17 protein-coding genes are annotated in these 20,753 nt (G+C 58.8%); 11 read left to right on the plus strand and 6 right to left on the minus strand.

What is annotated here, in order from left to right; all coding sequences use genetic code 11:
• Positions 1-5 precede the first annotated feature (5 nt).
• The 4 genes from ABD735_RS08445 to apbC are packed head-to-tail and all read right to left on the minus strand — an operon-like array spanning position 6 to position 4,172.
• The gene (locus ABD735_RS08445; protein WP_344805295.1) at positions 6-1,298 is read right to left on the minus strand and encodes a valine--pyruvate transaminase; all 1,293 of its coding nucleotides are present in this window, start codon (positions 1,296-1,298) and stop codon (positions 6-8) included.
• Between the two features lie 53 nt (positions 1,299-1,351).
• Complete coding sequence (locus ABD735_RS08450) at positions 1,352-2,137, minus strand: DUF416 family protein (protein ID WP_344805297.1); 786 nt, start codon at positions 2,135-2,137, stop codon at positions 1,352-1,354.
• Positions 2,137-2,736 carry a dCTP deaminase gene (gene dcd / locus ABD735_RS08455; protein WP_344805299.1) on the minus strand — a complete coding sequence of 200 codons (600 nt, stop codon included), beginning with the start codon at positions 2,734-2,736 and terminating at the stop codon, positions 2,137-2,139. The genes ABD735_RS08450 and dcd overlap by 1 nt, the downstream gene beginning before the upstream one ends.
• Positions 2,737-2,789: 53 nt before the next feature.
• Entirely contained in the window at positions 2,790-4,172 is a 1,383-nt protein-coding gene (gene apbC, locus ABD735_RS08460) for an iron-sulfur cluster carrier protein ApbC (RefSeq protein WP_344805301.1), read from the minus strand.
• A gap of 59 nt (positions 4,173-4,231) precedes the next feature.
• Between apbC and metG the strand changes: the two genes are divergently transcribed.
• The 6 genes from metG to ABD735_RS08490 all read left to right on the plus strand — a co-directional run bounded on the left by metG (position 4,232) and on the right by ABD735_RS08490 (position 11,116).
• Positions 4,232-6,358, plus strand: a complete 2,127-nt coding sequence (gene metG / locus ABD735_RS08465; protein WP_344805303.1) for a methionine--tRNA ligase — start codon at positions 4,232-4,234, stop codon at positions 6,356-6,358.
• Between the two features lie 9 nt (positions 6,359-6,367).
• Positions 6,368-6,949: an electron transport complex subunit RsxA gene (rsxA, locus tag ABD735_RS08470; protein ID WP_344805305.1), complete on the plus strand. Its 582-nt coding sequence runs from the start codon at positions 6,368-6,370 to the stop codon at positions 6,947-6,949.
• A gap of 2 nt (positions 6,950-6,951) precedes the next feature.
• Positions 6,952-7,488, plus strand: coding sequence for an electron transport complex subunit RsxB (gene rsxB / locus ABD735_RS08475; protein ID WP_425548586.1), 537 nt, complete (start codon positions 6,952-6,954; stop codon positions 7,486-7,488).
• Entirely contained in the window at positions 7,488-9,035 is a 1,548-nt protein-coding gene (locus ABD735_RS08480; RefSeq protein WP_344805307.1) for an RnfABCDGE type electron transport complex subunit C, read from the plus strand. Before rsxB ends, ABD735_RS08480 begins: the two co-directional genes overlap by 1 nt.
• A gap of 102 nt (positions 9,036-9,137) precedes the next feature.
• Positions 9,138-10,142: a class 1 fructose-bisphosphatase gene (fbp, locus tag ABD735_RS08485; protein WP_344805309.1), complete on the plus strand. Its 1,005-nt coding sequence runs from the start codon at positions 9,138-9,140 to the stop codon at positions 10,140-10,142.
• 23 nt (positions 10,143-10,165) lie between these two features.
• Positions 10,166-11,116, plus strand: a complete 951-nt coding sequence (locus ABD735_RS08490; RefSeq protein WP_344805310.1) for an energy transducer TonB family protein — start codon at positions 10,166-10,168, stop codon at positions 11,114-11,116.
• A 50-nt stretch (positions 11,117-11,166) separates the two neighbouring features.
• On the opposite strand, the gene ABD735_RS08495 is transcribed toward ABD735_RS08490, so the two are convergent.
• The gene (locus ABD735_RS08495) at positions 11,167-12,894 is read right to left on the minus strand and encodes a carbohydrate-binding module family 20 domain-containing protein (RefSeq protein WP_344805312.1); all 1,728 of its coding nucleotides are present in this window, start codon (positions 12,892-12,894) and stop codon (positions 11,167-11,169) included.
• A 235-nt stretch (positions 12,895-13,129) separates the two neighbouring features.
• Here ABD735_RS08495 and ABD735_RS08500 point away from each other — a divergent pair, with 235 nt between their 5' ends.
• Together ABD735_RS08500 and ABD735_RS08505 are read left to right on the plus strand one after the other, a co-directional pair.
• Positions 13,130-13,894: an exodeoxyribonuclease III gene (locus ABD735_RS08500; RefSeq protein ID WP_344805314.1), complete on the plus strand. Its 765-nt coding sequence runs from the start codon at positions 13,130-13,132 to the stop codon at positions 13,892-13,894.
• A gap of 44 nt (positions 13,895-13,938) precedes the next feature.
• Positions 13,939-16,713, plus strand: a complete 2,775-nt coding sequence (locus ABD735_RS08505) for a response regulator (RefSeq protein ID WP_344805316.1) — start codon at positions 13,939-13,941, stop codon at positions 16,711-16,713.
• 3 nt (positions 16,714-16,716) lie between these two features.
• On the opposite strand, the gene thiD is transcribed toward ABD735_RS08505, so the two are convergent.
• Positions 16,717-17,688: a bifunctional hydroxymethylpyrimidine kinase/phosphomethylpyrimidine kinase gene (gene thiD, locus ABD735_RS08510; protein WP_344805318.1), complete on the minus strand. Its 972-nt coding sequence runs from the start codon at positions 17,686-17,688 to the stop codon at positions 16,717-16,719.
• Between the two features lie 38 nt (positions 17,689-17,726).
• On the opposite strand from thiD, the gene ABD735_RS08515 reads away from it, so the two are divergent.
• The 3 genes from ABD735_RS08515 to ABD735_RS08525 all read left to right on the plus strand — a co-directional run bounded on the left by ABD735_RS08515 (position 17,727) and on the right by ABD735_RS08525 (position 20,748).
• Positions 17,727-19,271, plus strand: coding sequence for an amidase (locus ABD735_RS08515; protein ID WP_344805320.1), 1,545 nt, complete (start codon positions 17,727-17,729; stop codon positions 19,269-19,271).
• Positions 19,255-20,130 carry an inositol monophosphatase family protein gene (locus ABD735_RS08520; protein ID WP_344805322.1) on the plus strand — a complete coding sequence of 292 codons (876 nt, stop codon included), beginning with the start codon at positions 19,255-19,257 and terminating at the stop codon, positions 20,128-20,130. The genes ABD735_RS08515 and ABD735_RS08520 overlap by 17 nt, the downstream gene beginning before the upstream one ends.
• 186 nt (positions 20,131-20,316) lie before the next feature.
• Positions 20,317-20,748 (plus strand): CBS domain-containing protein, encoded by a 432-nt coding sequence (locus ABD735_RS08525; protein ID WP_344805324.1) that lies wholly within the window; start codon positions 20,317-20,319, stop codon positions 20,746-20,748.
• Positions 20,749-20,753 lie beyond the last annotated feature (5 nt).

Below are 20,753 nucleotides of genomic sequence, written 5' to 3' on the forward strand. Positions count from 1 at the left end.
CTCCGTCAGGACCTCAGAGACCGAACCTCCTCAGCAATGATGGCGATGCCGCGCGCCGTAGCCTCGTCATCCTGCGAATAGGTCAGCCGCAGACACTGCTCGGCATGCGTCCATGGCTCTGCCAGTCCCGGGAAAAAATAGTGACCCGGTACGACCAGCACACCCTTTATCTTCAGACGTTCATAAAGCTCGTGTGCGCTCACGCTCAGCTCTGGTAGCCAGAGCCAGAGGAACATCGCGCCCTCTGGATCGTGAATCATGTAATTGAGCCCCTCAAACGACTGCTTGAAGGCGGCGAGCGCGAGATCGCGCTTGCTGCGATAGAACGGCTCGATGATCTCGGCGCCGAAATCCAGCAAGCTGTCATCGGCCAGCCATGGCTCTGCAATGGCTGCTCCAGCACTGCCGGGCGCGAGTCCGGTCACGGCCGTTACGCTCGCCAGGGCATCGATGACAGCCTCATCGGCAATGACGATGCCGGTGCGCAGGGCCGGAAGCCCAAGCTTGGAGAGGCTCAGACAAAGAATGGTGTTGTCGTTCCAGTGTGGCTCAACTGGCGTATACAGCTGACCGGGAAATGGCAGGCCGTAGGCGCCATCGATGATTAGCGGGATATCGTGACGTCTCGCCAGTGCATCCAAGCGCGCCAGCTCCTCATCGGTCACCACATTGCCCGAAGGATTGGTTGGGCGTGAGAGGCAAATGGCACCAATGGCAGGGTCACACCAGGTGTCGTTGATCGGCAAGCTGTCGAAATCGATACGATATTTGAAGCGGTGCGGTGCGTGCTGGTCGATTAGCGGTCGTACGCTAACGAACATGTCATCACCGACACCGACGTCGGCGTAGCCGATATATTCCGGCGTCATCGGCAGCAGGATCTTGCGGGCAGCTGTCTCGTTCTCGGATTCAGGGCTCAGCGCATCAAAGCCGCCTGCCAGCATATTGAACAGGGCAAAGAAGGCAGACTGGCTGCCGTTGGTGAGCGCAATGTTTCGTTCGGAGAGCGGCCAGTCGTAGCGGCGCTTCAGCACGGCCGCCATTTCCCGACGAAAGCTGATGCTACCGTGGGGACCGTCGTAGATGCCGGCGAAGCGGACACTGGCCTCGTCGGAGGACGCGATTTCGAGTAGACGCTTCTGTACCGCAGCCGTAATCTGCGGAATCATGCCCGGGTTGCCGCCCCCCATCATGATGAGATCGCCTGAGGCCATGGCGCTGCCGAGATCGGTCATCAGGCGATTGATACCGCTGCCACTGCCGAGGCGTCTTGAGAAACTTGAAAAAACCCGTGCCATAATGCGTCCTCTGGAATGGGAATGGGGCCGCAGGGCGCCAGTGAGCGCGCTGGTTATTCGCTCTCGAGACTCACGCCGATGCTACTGACACCGCCATTGTGGGCGAGGGTCTGAATGCGCTTGAGATGGCCTATCAGCTTTTCAGTCGGCACATCCAGCAGCAGTCTTACCTCAGTCTGAAAGCCAAGTTCCGCCTGCAGCACCTCATGCTGATCGAGATAGGCCACGAGCGCCTCATCATCGGCCAACAACTCAGCAGGCGTGCCTTCAAACCTGACCGCTTCGGTCTCCAGCTCTATACGCGCATCCTCATCGCCTTCCAGCTGCAGCTGCAGATAATTGATCACGCTGTTGATGGTGTCCTGGGCACAGCTGACTGGCCCCACGAAGTCTGGCAGATCATCGGTGAGGTCATGAAATCGCTGCGCCTCCGCAAGACTGATCCAGGCTTCCATGGTGAGCTCGAGCTGACTGCTCGCGAGCACCGCGCCGTAGCTATCCTGCGCTGACCAGGCCTGTAGTTGCTGATCGAGCCGCTCGAGATACAGCCTGATATCATCTGGACCCGCTTCCGGCTGACGCGCCTTTGCCGATGACTTGCCACTGGGCTTGGCAGCGCTTGTCCGCTCGGCACCGAGGGTCTTTTCGAAAGCCTGTTGAAGCGCTGGCCAGAGACCTTCGGTAAACGCAGATACGGCCCGAATGCTGCGCTGATCGCCAAGCAATTCGGCAAACAGCTGACTATGCGGCAGCGCGCGCTGCGCTAAAGCCGCAGTGAAGGCGCTGGCACGAAGCCCCCGCAAACCCTTGATTTTCTGCAGGTGACGGTCGGACTGCATCAGGTTTTCGGCAGCGTGACGCCACGCTGCCCCTGATACTTGCCGCCGCGATCACGATAGCTGACGTTACAGGTTTCGTCGGACTGGAAGAAGAGCATCTGCGCGACACCTTCGTTGGCATAGATTTTCGCAGGCAGATTGGTCGTGTTCGAGAATTCCAGCGTGACATGGCCTTCCCACTCCGGCTCGAGCGGCGTGACGTTGACGATGATGCCGCAGCGGGCATAGGTCGACTTGCCCAGACAGATCGTCAGCACATCGCGTGGAATCCTGAAGTATTCGATGGTGCGTGCCAGGGCAAAAGAATTGGGCGGGATGATGCAGTAGTCGCCAGTGAAGTCCACGAAACTCTTTTCGTCGAAGGCCTTCGGATCCACGGTAACCGAGTGGACATTGGTGAAGATCTTGAACTCGGTACTGCAACGAACATCGTAGCCATAGCTCGAGACGCCATAGGAGATGACGCGGGCAGACGGGTCATCGAGCCGAGGCGCGCCATCAGGACCGGGACTGTAGCGCACCTGCGCTGACTCGAAGGGCTCGATCATGCCGTGGCTCTGTGCCATGGTCGTGATCCACTTGTCGGATTTAATGCTCATCGTTGGGTCTCAACCTCTTGTATACATGATCCACGGCGTGACTGTGATCCTGATCAGTTCTGGGCGATAAGCCCGGGTGCGGCATTCTTGGCATGCGCGCATCGAATTGCAAGCCGGGCGGACACATTTCGCGCCATGTCCCGGTAGATCAGCCCGACCTCGGATTCCGGCTCCGCGTAGACCGTCGGTCGCCCCTGGTCTGTCTGTTCACGAATGGTCAGGTGCAATGGTATCTGGCCAAGCAAAGGCAGGCCATATTCTTCTGCCATGCGTGCCCCGCCCTCGCTCCCGAACAGGTGCTCGCGGTGGCCGCAGTTACTGCAGATATGCACGCTCATGTTTTCAATCACGCCCAGCACCGGCACGTCGACTTTTTCGAACATACTCACAGCCTTGCGTGCGTCCAGCAGGGCAATGTCCTGAGGCGTCGTGACAATAACAGCTGCAGACAATGGCACCTTCTGTGACAAGGTCAGTTGTATGTCTCCAGTGCCAGGCGGCAGATCCACAATCAGGTAGTCCAGCGCCTGCCAATGCGTCTGGGTGATCAACTGCAGCAACGCTCCGCTGACCATCGGCCCACGCCAGACCATTGGCGTCTTCTCGTTGACGAGAAAAGCCATCGACATCAGCTGTATTGGCGCTGTGCCCGCATCCGCGAATACTTCAATGGGCTGGAAAAAGCGCGTGCCGTCAAAATCGACGATGTCGGGACGAACGCCGTCGGCGACGCCGCACATCATGCCCATACTGGGACCATAGATATCAGCGTCGACAATGCCAACTCGCGCACCCTCGGCCTGTAGCGCCAGCGCCAGATTGACGCTGCTGGTGGACTTGCCCACACCGCCCTTGCCTGACGCGACGGCAATGATGTTGTGCACGCCTGCCAGAGCGGCGCTCTGACCAGTTCCGCTTGCAGGCGCCCTATCGGCACCCCTGGGCTGAATCAGTGGCGCATGGCCTGTCTGCGGACCACCCTTTGGTGAGCGATCGGCAACCGGCAAGGCCTCGATTGTCTGGGAAAAATTCAGGTCAGGGACCTCGCTGTCAGGCAGGCTGACCGTCAACAAGGTACGCATGGCCTCATAATGGCCACTGCAGGCATAGGGCAAATCGATGCCCAGCGCCTTGCCCTGAGCTTCGAGTCTGGCAAAGGCTGTCATCGGCAGGGCCATATAGGGATCGATATAATTCGAGAAGGCTTCCGCCAGGCCTGGGCCATATTCGCTCAGCACCGCTTCATTACGCTGTGTTCGCCTGTCGTCGACCGGCCAGGCGGTCTGCTGCTGACTGATCGCTTCGGCCTGATCGCTTTCATTGCTACTCATCTTCAACCGCTCCATCCGCTGTCCGGGACCGATATTCCGCATCATCCCGCTACCCTGAGGGGCCTTGGCCCCGGCTGGCTCCAGCATACCATTACGCGCTATCATACGTGCACCCGGCACAGCGCCGACTTTTACCTTCATTCTCCCAGTTCAGAACGGAACCGATGCCAAATCCTGCAGTCTCTTCAGTACCGGCGGGCACAGCCGGCCAGCGCCGCATTCTCGTGACCAGCGCCTTACCCTACGCTAACGGGCCCATTCACCTCGGCCATCTGCTGGAGTATATCCAGACTGATATCTGGGTTCGTTTCCAGCGCTTACGTGGCCACCAGTGCACCTACGTATGTGCAGACGACGCCCACGGCACGGCCATCATGCTCAAGGCGAAACAGCAGGGCGTCAGTTCGGAAACGCTTATTCAGCAGGTTCAGGCTGATCACGAGGCCGCCTTCAAGGGCTTCAATATCGGTTTCGATAATTATCATACGACGCATTCGGAAGAAAACAGGGTGCTGAGTGAGTCGGTCTACCTTGCCTGCAAGAAGGCCGGGGCCATCGTTGCCCGCGACGTCGTGCAGGCTTATGACACCGAAAAGGGCATGTTCCTGTCGGATCGTTTCATCAAAGGGACCTGTCCGCGCTGCAAGACGCCCGACCAGTATGGCGACAACTGTGAGAAGTGCTCCGCGACCTACGCTGCCACCGACCTGATCGACCCGGTGTCGGTACTCTCCGGGACGACCCCTGTGCAGAAGAGCTCCAAGCACCTCTTCTTCGACCTGCCGGCCTTCAGTGACTTTCTGAAACAATGGACCCGCAGCGGCACGCTGCAGCCACAGGTAGCCAACAAGCTCGCCGAATGGCTGGATGCCGGCCTGCAGGCCTGGGATATTTCCCGCGATGCGCCCTACTTCGGCTTCAGGATTCCTGAAGAAGAGGAGGAGAAATACTTCTACGTCTGGCTGGATGCCCCGATCGGCTACATGGCGAGCTTCAAGCATCTCTGTGATCGCCGCAGCGATCTTAACTTCGATGAATACTGGCGCCCGGGGAGTGATACCGAGGTGTATCACTTCATTGGCAAGGACATCATCAACTTCCACGCCCTGTTCTGGCCAGCCATGCTGTCCTGCGCAGGTTATCGTATGCCGAACGGCGTGTTTGCCCATGGCTTCGTGACGGTAGACGGCATGAAGATGTCGAAGTCTCGTGGAACTTTCATCGAAGCGAGCACCTATCTCGAGCATCTCGACCCTGAATATCTACGTTATTATTTCGCGGCCAAACTGGGTGCTGAAGTCGACGACATGGATCTCAACCTCGAGGACTTCACGGCCCGCGTGAACAGCGATCTCGTCGGCAAGCTGGTGAACATTGCGAGCCGCTGTGCTGGTTTCGTCAAGAAATACGGTGGAAGGCTTTCGCCAGAGCTGGAAAATCCAGAACTGTTCGAGCAGTTCGCCGGCGCCTCAGAGACCATCGCAGGCTATTACGATGCGCGCCAGTACGGTCGTGCTGTTCGGGAAATCATGGCGCTCGCCGACAGGGCCAACCAGTACATTGCCGAAAAGGCACCGTGGCAGATGGCCAAGGAAGCCGACCGGGAACAGGAAACGCTGGCCGTCTGCAGCCAGGGCATCAACATGTTCAAGGTGCTCATGGGCTGGCTGAAGCCGGTGCTACCGCTGATGGCCGAGCGTGCTGAAGCATTTTTGAATACCACGCTGACCTGGACAGGCAAACCGGAGCCTCTGCTCGATCATGAAGTCGCAGCTTTCAAGCCGCTGATTCAGCGTGTCGAGCCTGCAGCCATGGCTGGCCTGGTCAAACCACTCGACTCAGGTACTGAGGCGTCGGCCGGAAAAGCGTCGGATGGGAAGGCCTCCAAGCCGAAAGACGGCAAAAAAGCTGGCGCGCAGAGCGATCAGACAGCGGCTGCGGTCCCATCAGCTGGAGACGGCAACACTATCTCTATCGATACGTTCATGCAGACTGACCTGCGGGTCGCCAGAATCGAGCAGGCAGAACTGGTCGAGGGGGCTGACAAGCTGCTGAAGATCGAAGTGTCGCTCGGCGACTTCGGCCCCAACCGCTTCGTATTCGCGGGTATTCGTTCAGCTTATCAGCCAGATGATCTGAAGGGTCGTCTGGCCGTGCTGGTCGCCAATCTTGCCCCCCGCAAGATGAAGTTCGGTATCTCCGAAGGCATGCTGTTGGCCGCTGGTGACAGTACCGGCATCTTCCTGCTGGCGCCCGATTCGGGGGCTGCGCCAGGTATGCAGGTTCGCTGACGCGAGCTGATGGATAGCTTCGCGCTCATTCTGCTCGGCACTGTACTGGTCAACAATTTCGTACTGGTACAGTTCCTTGGGCTGTGCCCCTTCATGGGGGTCAGCAACCGTATCGAGACCGCGATAGGGCTATCGATTGCAACGACTTTTGTATTGACGCTCGCATCTGTGTGCAGCTATCTCATCGAGCACTGGCTGCTGCAACCGCTGGTCATTCCCTTTCTGCGAACCATCGCCTTTATTTTTGCGATTGCTGTCGTTGTTCAGGGTACCGAAGCGCTGCTCCGGCGATCCAGCCCTCTGCTCTATCAACTGCTTGGCCTGTATCTGCCGCTCATAACGACAAATTGTGCGGTGCTTGGTGTCGCACTGTTGAACGTCAACGCCGCGCACAGTTTTGCCGAATCACTGTTGTATGGCTTTGGCGCCGCCATCGGCTTTTCGCTGGTACTGATCCTGTTCGCGGCCATTCGCACCCGGCTGGAACTTGCCGACGTGCCTGGACCATTCCAGGGCAGCGCCATCGGCCTGATCACCGCAGGCATCATGTCGCTGGCCTTCATGGGTTTTACCGGCATGATCAGGTATTGACGATGCTGCTCATCATGCTCTCCGCAAGCGCTGCTCTCGGTGCACTCGGCCTCGGTTGCGGCCTGGTGCTGCGTCATTTGAACCGTCAATCTGAGACCGCAGATGATCCCGGGCAGGCGCTGGTTGAAAAAATCAACGCCTGCCTCCCGCAAACCCAGTGCGGCCAGTGCGGACATCCTGGCTGTCGCCCCTATGCGGCCGCTATCGCCGATGGCGAGGCCATCAATCGCTGCCCACCCGGCGGTGAGGACACCATTATCGTACTCGCTGATCTGCTTGGCCGTGACCCGCTGCCGATGGATACCGAACGTGGCGACCACAAGCCCCCGTCGCTCGCGGTCATTCGCGAGGATGAATGCATTGGCTGCACCAAGTGCATCATTGCCTGCCCGGTCGATGCCATTATCGGGGCATCGAAATATATGCATACCGTGATCGCCAGCGAATGCACCGGCTGTGAGTTATGCGTGGAGCCCTGTCCCGTCGACTGCATCGATATGATACTGGTGGACGACAAGCCAACGGTGCTCACAAGCTGATGCCGACCGATGAACTGATCTTTCCGATGACCCAAAGGCCTGGCGCACGGCTGAGCCCCCAGGTGCAGGCGGGCGAAGTCGTCAGCCAGGGGCAGGTCATTGCGCTGGCTGAGACCAGTATTAGCGGTCTTGTCGACCCCGCAGGCGGACCGTCTCCTGCCGCCACCTTGCACAGCCCTGTCGCTGGGAAGGTGACTGCCTTTCGTGAGCATGGCGTTCTCCTTGGTGGCGAGCTGGTGCAGCTGAGCTGCCTGTTTATCAGACCAACAATCGAATCCGGTCGAACGATCGATCTCGTCACAGCGATAGCAGCCTCCACCTCAGCTCAACGCCAGGCGGCAGTCAAAAGAGTGAGCACGGCGCTGCCCGAACGCATGAATGCGCTGTCTACGACTGCTGGACGCCAGGCGGCGTTCGACGCCATCGCCCAGGACTCGGGCATTACCGGTCTGGGTGGCGGCGGATTTCCACTTCATGCCAAGTTGACGGCCTCTGTCAATCGGGTGGTGATCAACGCTGCAGAATGTGAGCCCTTCGCCGATGCCGACAATGCCCTCATGCAGAGCGCGCCCTGTGAGGTCATTGCTGGAGCCTGGCTGGCCTGCACACTCCTCGGACTGAATGAGATCAGCCTGGCCATCAAGAGCACCCTCTCGACGGCGCAGCAGCAACTCGGCATGGCTGAGGGGGCCCTACGCTCGATGCTCGGTGGCCAGCTCGAACTGCCGCGGCTGAAGATGCTGGAGATCCCGGCGGAATATCCAGCAGGCGCAGAGCAGCAAGTCATCAAGCGAGCATTCGGCATCGAAGTACCGGCTGGGCAGCGAGCCAGCCAGGCCGGGGTAGCTTGTATCAATGTATCGACCCTGGCAGCGCTGGGCCGTTTTATTCTGTGGGGGGAGTCTCTGACGCGGCGTATCGTGACCGTCGCTGGCCGGGCGGTCTCGAGACCTGGGAATTACGAAGTGCCCATAGGGTTAGCGGCAGACGTGTTGCTGGAAGCAGCTGGTGTCGAACATGACAGGCTCGCCGGACTGGTTCACGGTGGCGGCATGATGGGCACCCCGCTGGCAACCGCGCAGCTGCCGCTGGGGAAGTCGAGCTACTGCCTGATTGCTGCCGACGGCCAGGACAGCGGGCTGGCGGTTGAACACGCCATCAGGCAGCGCAAAGGCCTGGCAGTCGATACTTCTCCGTGCATTCGCTGCGGCTTCTGCGAGCCCGTCTGCCCGGTAGGGCTGCTGCCACAACAACTGCACTTTGCAGCCATTGCCAAAGACAGCGACTGGCTGCAATCGCATCATCTGTCCGCCTGTATCGAGTGTGGTGCCTGCGAAGCCGTGTGCCCAAGCCAGCTGCCACTCGTTGCCGAATACCGCGAAGCAAAGACGAGCGAAACCCTGAACAGGCTGGCACGTCAGAAGTCCGAGTATGCACGCCTGCGCTTCGAACAGCGTACAGAACGTCTGCGCATCGAGGCACTTGAGCGCGATGCCCGTCGAGCGGCCAGAAAAGCAGCGCTCGGCAGCAGAAATCCGAGGGCCTGACAGCTGTTCTCAGGCTGTGTCTTCCTGAGCCGAGGCGAAATGCACTATACTGCTGGCCATTTTTAGACATTCGTTCACAGCAAAAGGCGTGCAGATACTCATATGAAAACTTTAGGCGAATTCATCGTTGAACATCAGCATGACTTTCCGCATGCCACTGGTGAGTTGTCCTCACTGCTCAGCGCCATCCGGCTGGCGGCCAAGGTCTGTCATCGCGAGATCAACAAGGCTGGTCTCGTCGACATCACCGGCGCTGCTGGCGACGTCAACATTCAGGGTGAAGCGCAGCAGAAGCTGGACGTCTACGCCAACAACAAATTCAAGGCCGCACTGGAAGCCCGGGGCGAAGTCTGTGGCATAGCCTCGGAAGAGGAAGACAACTTCGTCATCTTCGAAAGCGACCTGAGTCGTGATGGCAAGTATGTCGTGTTGATGGATCCACTCGATGGCTCGTCGAATATTGATGTCAACGTTTCGGTCGGTACGATCTTCTCGATCTACAAGCGGATTTCCGAGCGCGGTCAACCAGCTCAGCTGGAAGACTTCCTGCAGCCGGGTCACAAGCAGGTGGCTGCGGGCTATGTCGTCTATGGCTCATCCACGATGCTTGTGTTCACGACTGGCAATGGCGTCAATGGCTTTACCTACGACCCTTCCCTTGGCGTATTCTGCCTTTCGCACCAGAAAATCAAGACGCCGGCCGATGGTCAGATCTACTCCATCAACGAAGGCAATTACCACAAGTTCCCTCAGTCAGTGAAGCAATACCTGAAGTACTGTCAGGAGCCTGACGACGCCACCAACCGCCCCTACACGGCACGTTATATTGGCTCGCTCGTATCTGACTTTCACCGCAACCTGCTCAAGGGCGGTATCTATCTGTACCCGTCCACGGCAAGTAATCCTGAAGGCAAACTGCGTTTGCTCTACGAATGTAATCCACTCGCATTCCTGGCGGAACAGGCTGGCGGCATCGCCTCCGACGGCCGTGGCCGGATCATGGACATCGAGCCGACCTCCCTGCACCAGCGCACCCCCTACTTCATCGGTTCATCAAACATGGTGAAGCGGGTTGAGGCCCTCGTCGCCGAACTCGATCAGGCCTGAGTCAGCGGCAGTGTCCGGCAGGTTTGAAATCGCGTAGGCATGCGGCCAGTGCAACGCTGGCCCTCAGTGTTCTGCTTCACGTCGGCCTGTTCTGGTATGCAGGCACTCAGATTCGACATGAGCCTGATCGGCCTGTTCCGACGCCCGTCTCGCGCGTTGAAATACAGCTTCATGCGCCAGCGCCTGAGGCCGACGCGGTTTCGGAGCCTAAGGTCTCAGAGCCAGAAGTAATCGCTCCGGTAGAACATCCAGCACCGTCCCCTGAGCCGCAAATTACGCACGCGCCGAGGGATGACGGTGAACGCTCTGCGCCAGCGCAGACCAGTCCTATTCCGGTCGAAAAGCCGACTGCCCAATATCCGGACGCCGAGCAGTCACGGCAAGCTCCGAAGCAGCCAAAGGCTTCATCGCCGGAAGAAGCCCTCGCTGAGGCCGCAAAAGATACCCCGAGTCCACCTGAGCCACCCCAGTCGCAGCCGGAAGTCAGCCTACGAGATGAAAATGATGCTGCGTTCCCTGACGCCTTTAACGGGCGACTCGTGCCACTCGATGACCGAACCCTGGCTGACGCCAGCCTCGTCAGCAATGTCGGGGGTAGTAGCCGCAATGCCCGCATCGCTGATGAGGGCTTCATGGTCAACCTTTATCTGCGGCGGATGACGGAGCAGGTATACGCAGCTTGGGACGACTGGTCAGCCTGGCAGCGAAAGAACCGGCAGCAGCGGGCCATGACCGGTACCATAAGCTTTCAGGTATCGCTCAATGGCCGCCTGCAATCTGCACACATCAGCAGAAGTAGCGGGAGTGCCGACTTCGATCGGTCGGCGCTTGAGGCAATCAAGGCTGTCCATCGCTTTGCGGTGCCGGAAGACCCGGCAGTGACAGCGCGTTACTATCGCAAATTGCGTTTTCATTTCAGTACGGAAAGCCGTGAGATCGGAGCCATACTGAACGCTGGCGAATCAGCCGGCTGAAGTTTTCCTGGCCCGGGCGAGCGAACACGGCCAGCCCGGGCCAGGTGAACTCAGAAGCTACCCGCCGCCGAATTCGCACCGATATCGACACGGTTATTTGCTCCACCCTGCCATTGAAGCTGTTGGGCGGGATCAGTCTCACTGCGCTTGAGACATTTCCATTCGATCGAGGTCTGCGCAGGCAGGTCGACGGTGGCCGTCCACCGCGGATATGCCGTCGGCTCCAGCTTGACCGCTGCGGCCGGGCTCCAGCTACCTAGTTCGCTCACACTCCCTACGGCATACACGCTCTGCCCGAATACAGTCTGTCCGCCATCACAGCTCAGCTCGACGGCGGCCAGGCCATTGCCCGGATCGGGGTCTGGCCCAGTGTTCGGACCACCAATCAATGACTGTTGATGAATGGCGATGGCATCCCGCCCGTTCACAGCGATGGCAGCATAGCCACTGCCATCTACTACGATAGTGGGGCCGGAGCAGAGGCCATTGTCATAGTCCCCATGCATGACGTCGCAGTATTCGCCGGAAGGCATGCCGGTTTGCACGACCGTGTTCCACGCGTCGGTGCGGTTGTTGAGCGCAACATAGCCCAGGCCACCACGCCCGAAGGCCAGCCGGTTTGGACCATCGGTAGTCACATCACTGGTAAACCAGTTCGATGCAGTCACCTCACGGAACTTCACCATGTTGCCCGTACCGCCCCAGCGATGTTCACACACCCAGTCACCGTCGCTGCAGCTATTACCAGAGTGCACACCCGACACCGGCGGCCCCTGATTTTCGTCGTTAAAATAATAGCTCGACATCAGTCGGGCGTAGCCGTAGGGATAGGCCAACATGAAAGTGTTGGCGAGATAATACATACCCTGCGGATCCTTGTAGCTGAGCGTGTATTCCGGATGCTGGCGCTGGTCATCGTGGTTGGCCACAAAGCTCAGGGCCTGACTGCTGTCGACTCGGCCAGACCAGCGGCTGAAGTCGATCAGGTTGGCGATGGTGCCATTGCGAAAGTTATAAGCCAGATCCCGCTCCATGGCGAATTCGGTAACATCGGCAATCGATACATAGTCTTCAGGCTGAATGGCTTCGCCCTGGGCCCGAATCACTTCGAGGAAGACGTAGGGGTCGCCATTCAGGCTGTTCACGATGGCTGCGACGTCTCCTGGTGGAATGTGCTTGGCGGCGTCAATGCGGAAGCCCTTCACCCCGATGTTGGTCAGATCGTTGAAATAATCCACGATCTTTCCTCTCACGTAAGCATTTTCGGTACGCAGGTCCTTGAGCCCTACCAGGTCGCAGTTCCACACCTCGTCTGCATTTCGATAGTTGATGCCGGTGCAGTTGCGCTCATGGAAATCGTTAGGACCGTAGGGGACGTCGGGGAAATTCAGTCGCCCTGCCGCCATGTGGTTGATCACCATATCGACTACGATGTCGACGTCGACTGCCCGACAACGTTGCACCATGTCGATGAACTCACTACGGTTGCCACTGCGGCTTTCGAGTCGGTAACTGAGCGGCTGATAACGAGTCCACCATTGCGGGCCAGGGATATGCGCCTGCGGCGGACTGACCTGAACGGCCGTGAAACCCTTCGGGCCGAGATAGGTTTCGCACTCACGGGCAATATCAGCCCAGCGCCATTCGAACAGATGCACCATGACATTGGCGGACGCCATTGAAGGGAGCAAGAGGGTGCAGGCGAGTGCGCCGGCGAGAACGGATTTTTGACAAGACCTGGGTGCGGCAGACACCGCCAGGCGTGGTAAAGTAAGCATAAGCTCTCCGGTTTTTGTTGTATTTGTCTGGTACTGCTCATTGTTTGACCATTTTGGCCAGCAATCGACACTAACAGCGGTTTACCCAAGGCAAATCCTCCTCTTGCAGGAAACACAGGGCGTAGAGGCCAAGCCTAGGCCCAATGCCCTGTACCGGTGACACTGACAGCTTGCGGCGAATCGGTGATGTCGCAGTCATGATATTCATACCTGATCCAAGGACCCAACTATTCCAATGCGCCTGATTTCCTGGAACGTAAACGGCATTCGTGCCGTCATGAAGAAGAATTTCGAACAGCAACTCGTCGATATGGCGCCCGACATTCTCTGCCTGCAAGAGACCAAGGCACAGGATGAACAGGTCGTGGAGGCACTCAGTACTATTGAAGGCTTTCACATCTATACCAATTCAGCGGAAAAGAAGGGTTACAGCGGTACCGCAATACTGACTCGAACCAAGCCGCTGGCAGTCGAATACGATATGGGTATCGAAGAGCACGACAACGAGGGTCGGGTCATCGCCGCTGAGTATGAAGACTTCATACTCATTACCGTGTACACCCCGAATTCAGGCAGCGAGCTCAAGCGGCTGGGCTACCGGACCAGCTGGGATGCCGATTTTCTGGCTTACATCCGCCAACTGGAAACGCGTAAGCCTATTCTGGTCTGCGGCGACCTTAACGTGGCACACCAGCCTATCGATCTTGCCCGGCCCCAGGCGAACTACAACAAGGCCGCCGGCTATATGCAGGAGGAGATTGATGGCTTCGTCAATCTCATGGGCGCCGGATTAAAGGACACCTTCCGCGAATTGTATCCCGACACCGTAAAATACACCTGGTGGAGCTACCGGGCTGGCGCAAGGGCACGAAATGTCGGCTGGAGGATTGACTATTTCCTCAGCTCGCCATCCCTCTTGCCGCGCGTATCCGAAGCCTTCATCTATAATGAAATTGATGGCTCCGACCACTGCCCGGTTGGCGTCGAGCTGACGGCCTGACAGGCCGACTTGTGCGTTCAGGTTCCCAGGGGTGACCTCATACGATGTCTGAGATTGATTTTCGAGCAGTATTCACGGCGATGCCAGGCCATCACTGCCTATTGAAGCCTGGCCCAGAGGGGCTCGAAATTCTGGCCTGCAGCGATCAGCTTCAGGTTCTCAACGCGTTTGCAGGCCAGAATCCTGTCGGCAAACGACTGGCAGATTTCTTCGATGATGCCGATACGGTAGAAGATCTTCAGCTCGGTCACGCCAAGCCTGCCGATACCGCATTCTCGCATGAGCAGGACTTGTGTCTGTCCAGCAGGGAAACCGGCCGTCTCTTGAATGCGTTCAGCTGCATCATTCCCGATGCCACTGGCGAGATGCAGTACATACTGCTGCGCCTGGTCGAGCACCCTGAAACAGCGCCGAGCCAGACCGCAGGGCTGACTGTTGAGCAGGAACGAATGCTGCTCGCTTCTGTGATCGATCGAACGACTGACTTCGTCGGTATTGCGGACTTCAATGCCCGCGGTGTGCTCATCAACCGCAGTGGTCGCGAACTTCTCGGTATTGCCCAGGATTTCGACGTCTCCGAACTCACGCTCTTCGACATCTTCGTATCCGGAGAGCACGATCTCATCAAGAACGAAGCGATTCCATCGCTGATGTGCGATGGCTACTACAACCGCGACATGACCTTTCAACACCTGGGCAGCGGTGAAAACGTGCCGATCGAACTGTTTGCCTTTCGGATCGATGCTCCCGTGACGGGAGAACCGCTCTATCTGGCGACCATCAGCCGCGACCGTCGTGAACGCCTCAAGATCGATGAAGCCGCGCAAAACGATTACCGTACCCGGCTCTTCGATGCAGCGCTGTCGAACCTGACCAACCACGTCTACGTCCTGAATATTGACGGCACCTTCCGCTACATCAATCTCGCACTGCTCAAGGCGCTTGGCACCACTTTCGATCACGCCGTCGGCAAAACCTTCCGACAGCTGGACTATCCGGCGACGCTCGCCAACCGGCTGATGCGGCAGGTCAAGCAGGTCATTGATACCAGAAAGCCACTCGTCGACAGAACCACCTTCAGAACAGCGACCTCTGGAACCAGGCTCTTTGAGTATACCTGGGTGCCCGTGTTCGCTGCCGACGGGCGCGTCGAAGCCATTGCCGGATCGAGCTATGACATCACCGCCCAGGCGCAGATTGAAGAACAGCTCGAAGGCGCGACCAAGGCCTCAGAGCGGGCCAACCTCGCGAAGAGCGAGTTTCTCGCCAACATGAGTCATGAAATTCGCACGCCAATGACAGCGATATTGGGTTTTGCCGACATTCTGGCCAGTCATCTCAGCGACCCGGATGACTTATCTGCAGTCGAAACCATTCGTCGCAATGGACGGCATTTGCTCGATATTATCAACGACATCCTCGACCTTTCGCGCATAGAGGCCGGACGCCTGACTGTGCGAAATGAACCCGTGGCCATCGATGCGCTCATCGATGATGTGCACAAGTTGATGTCGGTCAGCGCCAGCAAGAAGCGGCTAGCACTCAACGTCAAATACCCCAAACTGCTCCCAGCCATCATTTCCACCGATGAAAAACGTGTACGGCAGATTCTGATCAACCTGATCGGCAATGCGGTGAAGTTTACCGAAACAGGCAACGTGTCGCTCAGGGTGGTGCTTGAACAGGGTGAGCACCCAGCGCTTATTTTTGAAGTCTCCGACACGGGCATCGGCCTCAGTCCGCACTTCATGAACAGCGTGTTCGAGCCATTCAGCCAGGCCGACACATCGCATAGCCGAAGCTATGAAGGCTCAGGGCTGGGCCTGCCGATCAGCCAGCGTCTGGCCAATCTGCTCGGTGGCGTCATTACGGGGGAGAGCCGTCCCGGCCGGGGCAGCACGTTCAGGTTCCGACTGCCCATCGAACGTGCGGCCATGGCCGACCTCAAGGCCCCACACCGAAGCAGGAAGACGATCAAGCCGGCAGCTGAAATTGCGGAGCTGCGCTGCAGGGTGCTCGTCGTCGATGACCGTCACGACATCCGTTTTCTGGCACAGCACGTGCTGGAAGAAGCCGGCGCCCGCGTCTCCACTGCCTCGGATGGTCTGGAGGCGTTGTCGGTCGTACAACAGGCGAGCCTCGAGCGGCTCGACTTCGACATTATCATCATGGATATGCAAATGCCGATCATGGACGGCTACGAGTCTGTCAGCCGCCTGAGAACGCTAGGCTATCAGAAACCAATTCTGGCGCTGACTGCAGCTGCCATGCAATCGGACAAGGATCGCTGCATCGCAGCCGGGTGCACCGATTATCTGAGTAAACCAGTCGAGTCCCAGCATCTGGTCGCCATGGTGGCTTTTCATACTGGTGCGGGTCCCGCCCCCGAGTTGCTGGCCCATGCTCCCGAACTTGAGCCATCAAATAAGTATGTGGCGGCGGTAACGGCCAGCGCCGAGGCGCCAGAGGAAAAGCCAAGGGTGCTGCTGGTGGAAGACAGCGCAGACGCACGCGAAGCCACAGCCATGCTGTTGCGGGCAGCCGGGTTCACCGTCATGGAAGCAGAGAATGGCCTCAGCGCCGTCAAGCAGGCTGCCGCTGAATCGCCGGACGTGGTACTGCTCGATCTCGGGCTGCCTGATATCGACGGCTACGAGGTCGCCGCCCGACTCTCCAGCGACGATTCCCCGTTCAAAGGGCGCATCATCGCCATGTCCGGCCGCATCGAAGACCCGGAACAGAGCAGACATTCAGGCATTGACCACCACCTCCTGAAGCCAGTGAGTTGGCACGAACTCCGTGATCTGCTCACCAGATAAGCCTTAGCGTCGCCCTCGCGTGGCGTGGAAATGATGCACCGGGCCATGACCGGAACCCACCTGCAGCTGGTCGGCTGCGGCGATGGCGGCATGCAGGTAGTCTCGGGCAGCCTCGACTGCTTGCGCCAGATCATCTCCAAGTGCAAGTCGAGCGGCAATGGCGGCCGAGAGCGTGCAGCCTGTGCCATGGGTATTGTTGGTCATGATTCGTTCTGACTGATATGCAAGAACCCTGGGGCCCTCGACCAGCACATCCATGACCGGCATCACCACATCCGTACCCAGCGCCTGCGAATACTCTGTAAGGTGCCCGCCTTTCAGCAAGACCGGCACCCCGATCGCTTCGGCAAGCGCTCGTGCCATGACGCCGAGCTGCTCAGCCAGCTGCGACTCCGTGGCTGCAGCTCTGAGCTGCGCCTCCAGACGCTCCGCCTGCAACGGATCAGCGGCCGCCAGCAGCGTCAGTGCCTCAGGCAGGTTCGGCGTGACCAGGGTGGCGAGTGGCAGCAGTCGTTCCACCAAGGCGGTAACGGCATCTCTCGCCAGTAACATATCGCCACTTTTAGCCACCATGACCGGGTCGATAATCAGCGGTATACGCCGATGCTCGCCCAGGAATCCTGCGAGCGCATCGGCGACCGTCAGCACCACGCTCGCTCGTCCAAGCATGCCGGTCTTGACGGCTCGAACGTCGAGATCATCGAACACCGCTTCCAGCTGAGCCCGTATATGCGCCTCTGGCAGGTCATGGATATCGGTGACCGCGCGGGTATTCTGGGCGGTAGTGGCCGTCAGCACAGAGGCGCCATAAACCCCGAGCGCCGAAAAGGTTTTCAGGTCCGCCTGTATGCCAGCGCCGCCACCGCTATCGGATCCAGCGATCGTTAACGCTATCGGCATGGCAGACTGGCCGCTTTCGGCAGTGAATTTAACGACCGGGGCTTTTACACTCGAACTGTCTATTCCTGCAGACAATGCGTACTCCTTTTAATCGAAACTTTGGAAATCACTATATGGCACCACATGAAGTGAAGCTCTTCAGCAAGGATGCACTGGGCACGGATGACTGTACAGGTCTGCTCGAGCGACTGGCTGACGAGCACATCAGTGCCGACGAATTATTCAAGGCGGCGCACGAGCGGCTGCAGCTCGCCCGGGCACTGAATGCTGACATCTGTGCGGTTCCCCTGCAGACTGATCTGGCCAGGGATGCCCTGCCCTTCGCCATCAAGGACAACACCAATATTGCTGGCCTGCCCACGACTCATGGCAGCCTTGCATTCAGCGGCGGACCGGCCAGGCGCGACGCGCCTATCGTCGAAGAATTCGCAGTAGCCGGCTTTCGCCCTATCGCCAAGACTACGCTTCCCGAATTCGGCCTCACGGCCACAACCGAATACAGCCGTGCCGGTCGCCATGATAACCTTGGGCGGAGCCATACCGCGAACCCCTGGCACACTGACCATATTGCTGGCGGCTCATCCGGAGGTAGCGCTGCACTGGTCGCGGCTGGGGTTGTCCCTGCCGCCCACGCCAACGATGGCGGCGGCTCGATCAGGATTCCGGCCGCCTGCTGCGGACTCATTGGTCTGAAGCCTTCACACGGCCGCCTGACGCTGCCCTTCCTCGCCAAGAACCTGCCCTTGCAGATCGTGACAGAGGGCGTACTGACACGGTCGGTTAGAGACACTGCACTCATTTTTGCGGCACTCGAGCAGAAAAGGTCGATGTCAGCAGTGCTCGCCAGCGCAGAACCTGGTAAACGCCGGAGCCAGCACGACGACGGGCACGGACTCAGACCCATCGGGCATGTGTTTGGGCACGGCGGCAAACGTCTGCGCATTGCCATGTTCACCCGTCGGCCCGACGACGAATTAGCCGACGAGGCCTGTGTCGACAGCGTTCAGAACATCGCAAAGGTCTGTCGCGAACTCGGCCATCGAGTCAGTCATATCGACAATCCCGCAACGGCAGCCTTTGGTCATGACTTCCTGCTGTACTGGTCCATGCTGGCCGCTTCGGTAAGGCTCGCCGGCACCGCTCCCGCCCGACGCCTGAGCGCGCATCGCAACCCGCTTCAGATGCCCGATTTCACCGCCAGCCGGCTGGAGCCCATGACCAACGCACTGGCCATGCACTTCATGCGGCGCTTCTGGCGCCTACCAGGCAGCATGCGAGCCCTGCGCCGGTTTTCTGCCAGCTACCGCAACCTGTTTTCCGATTACGACCTGCTGCTTTGCCCGACCCTGGGGCAGGTCGTGCCGAAGGCCGGTCACCTGGCGCCGGATCTGCCATGGAGCACACTCGAAAGCCGCCTGCGAAAGTTTGCCTGCTTTACTCCGGCCGACAATATCGCTGGCACCCCCGCTATTTCCCTGCCAGTAGCGCAGGATGAGAACGGCTTGCCAGTTGGCGTGCAGTTCTCGGCCGACATCGGCCATGAAGAAGACCTGCTTTCGCTGGCACTGGAACTCGATGCCAGCGGCGCCCTTCTCGACAACACACCCACCCTGGCGTCTGCGCCACCACAGAGGGACAATCGTGCACATCTTTCCTGAAACACTGCCACTTGAAGCTGATGCGAACGACAGTCAGTGGCGACCGCAGCTCGAGCTCGCCTGGGCCGCCGCTCGCGCTGCCGGTGAGCTGATTACCGATGCCCGTGAAAATGACGATCTCAGCTTCGACCGGAAAGACCATATGGAGCTGGTCACTTCTGCCGACATCGCGGCAGATGAACTCATCGTCAAGATGATTCTCGGTCGCTTCAGCGACCACGTCATTCTCAGCGAAGAAACGCATAACGATCTCGCGACCATCACTGACCTTGACGCGCCTACATGGATCATCGACCCGATCGACGGCACGGTGAATTATGCCTACGGCCACTTCCAGAGTGCTGTGTCCATAGGCTTCGCGGAGGGTGGCCGACTGCGCGCGGCCGTCGTTTATGCCCCCTTTCTGCGGGAAGTCTTCTACGCCTGCGAAAAGGGCGGCGCCTACCTGCTTCGGCGGGGTCTCGACAATGAGCTGGTACATCAGCGCATTGCGGTCAGCGAGCAGACCGAACTGTCGAGGTCGCTCATCGCTACCGGCTTCCCTTACGATCAGCGCAACATTGGTCCCATGATGCGCCGCCTTTCAGCGGTCGCTATCCAGTGTGGCGGGCTGCGCCGCCTTGGCTCTGCGGCACTGGATATATGTTGGGTCGCTTGCGGACGGTTCGATGCCTACTACGAGTCGATCAAGCCCTGGGATTACGCCGCCGGACTGCTGATCCTGACCGAAGCTGGCGGTCGCAGCGGTTTTCATTCCCCACCGCCTGAGGGACGCTGCGAGCTGCTGCACGGCGACGACAGACTCGTCAGCACCCCGGCGCTCTTCGACGAGCTGAAAGCGCTGTTGGAGCAAGCCTGACAAGGAGGAAGTCGCGAGCGATCATCCGGCTAGCGCCAGTAGCTCCGAAATTCTGAGGAGAAGACCGGGTACACGGCGTCGGAACTGCCGTATAGTAGACATAGGCCGGTGTAGATTTATTTTTCAGGCACCGACCCTCAAACCGTTTCATCAAGCTGGACGAGTAGAGTTCAAGGAGAACTGACCATGGATACGCTCAAAGTCGAAGACTGCATGTCGCTGCAGTACATTTCCTTCAAGGCCGCCATGCCGGTGATCGAAGCCGCCAACCTGTTGTGCGAAAACGAGTTGCTCGGTGGTCCGGTGGTTGACGATAGCGGTCGACTGATCGGGTGGATTTCCGAGCAGGATTGTCTCAACGCGGTGAACCAGCTCTACTATTTCGATGAGCAGAGCGCCACCGTTGCTGACGTGATGCGAACCGATGTGCTCACCGTCAAACGAGATCTGTCGCTGAACGACCTGGCGACCCAGATGTGCGCGCACAAACCGAAAATCTACCCGGTAGTGGATGATCACGGCAAAGTGCTTGGCGTAATCTCGCGTCGACGCATTCTCAAGAAGATGTGTCATCAGATCGTTCACAAGAAAAAAGTACCCGCCCAGCAGACCGCCTGACGGGT

Origin of the sequence: Allohahella marinimesophila (assembly GCF_039538005.1) — a bacterium.
In the GTDB taxonomy this organism is placed as follows: Bacteria; Pseudomonadota; Gammaproteobacteria; order Pseudomonadales; family Oleiphilaceae; genus Allohahella; species Allohahella marinimesophila.

Bases quoted from the DNA above. Each gene is read 5' to 3' on its own strand.
- ABD735_RS08525 (WP_344805324.1), top strand. From the start codon at position 20,317: ATGGATACGCTCAAAGTCGAAGACTGCATGTCGCTGCAGTACATTTCC.
- dcd (WP_344805299.1), bottom strand. From the start codon at position 2,736: ATGAGCATTAAATCCGACAAGTGGATCACGACCATGGCACAGAGCCAC.
- rsxA (WP_344805305.1), top strand. From the start codon at position 6,368: ATGGATAGCTTCGCGCTCATTCTGCTCGGCACTGTACTGGTCAACAAT.
- ABD735_RS08450 (WP_344805297.1), bottom strand. From the start codon at position 2,137: ATGCAGTCCGACCGTCACCTGCAGAAAATCAAGGGTTTGCGGGGGCTT.
- ABD735_RS08500 (WP_344805314.1), top strand. From the start codon at position 13,130: ATGCGCCTGATTTCCTGGAACGTAAACGGCATTCGTGCCGTCATGAAG.
- ABD735_RS08495 (WP_344805312.1), bottom strand. From the start codon at position 12,894: ATGCTTACTTTACCACGCCTGGCGGTGTCTGCCGCACCCAGGTCTTGT.
- ABD735_RS08515 (WP_344805320.1), top strand. From the start codon at position 17,727: ATGGCACCACATGAAGTGAAGCTCTTCAGCAAGGATGCACTGGGCACG.
- ABD735_RS08480 (WP_344805307.1), top strand. From the start codon at position 7,488: ATGCCGACCGATGAACTGATCTTTCCGATGACCCAAAGGCCTGGCGCA.
- apbC (WP_344805301.1), bottom strand. From the start codon at position 4,172: ATGATAGCGCGTAATGGTATGCTGGAGCCAGCCGGGGCCAAGGCCCCT.
- ABD735_RS08505 (WP_344805316.1), top strand. From the start codon at position 13,939: ATGTCTGAGATTGATTTTCGAGCAGTATTCACGGCGATGCCAGGCCAT.
- ABD735_RS08445 (WP_344805295.1), bottom strand. From the start codon at position 1,298: ATGGCACGGGTTTTTTCAAGTTTCTCAAGACGCCTCGGCAGTGGCAGC.
- metG (WP_344805303.1), top strand. From the start codon at position 4,232: ATGCCAAATCCTGCAGTCTCTTCAGTACCGGCGGGCACAGCCGGCCAG.
- fbp (WP_344805309.1), top strand. From the start codon at position 9,138: ATGAAAACTTTAGGCGAATTCATCGTTGAACATCAGCATGACTTTCCG.
- rsxB (WP_425548586.1), top strand. From the start codon at position 6,952: ATGCTGCTCATCATGCTCTCCGCAAGCGCTGCTCTCGGTGCACTCGGC.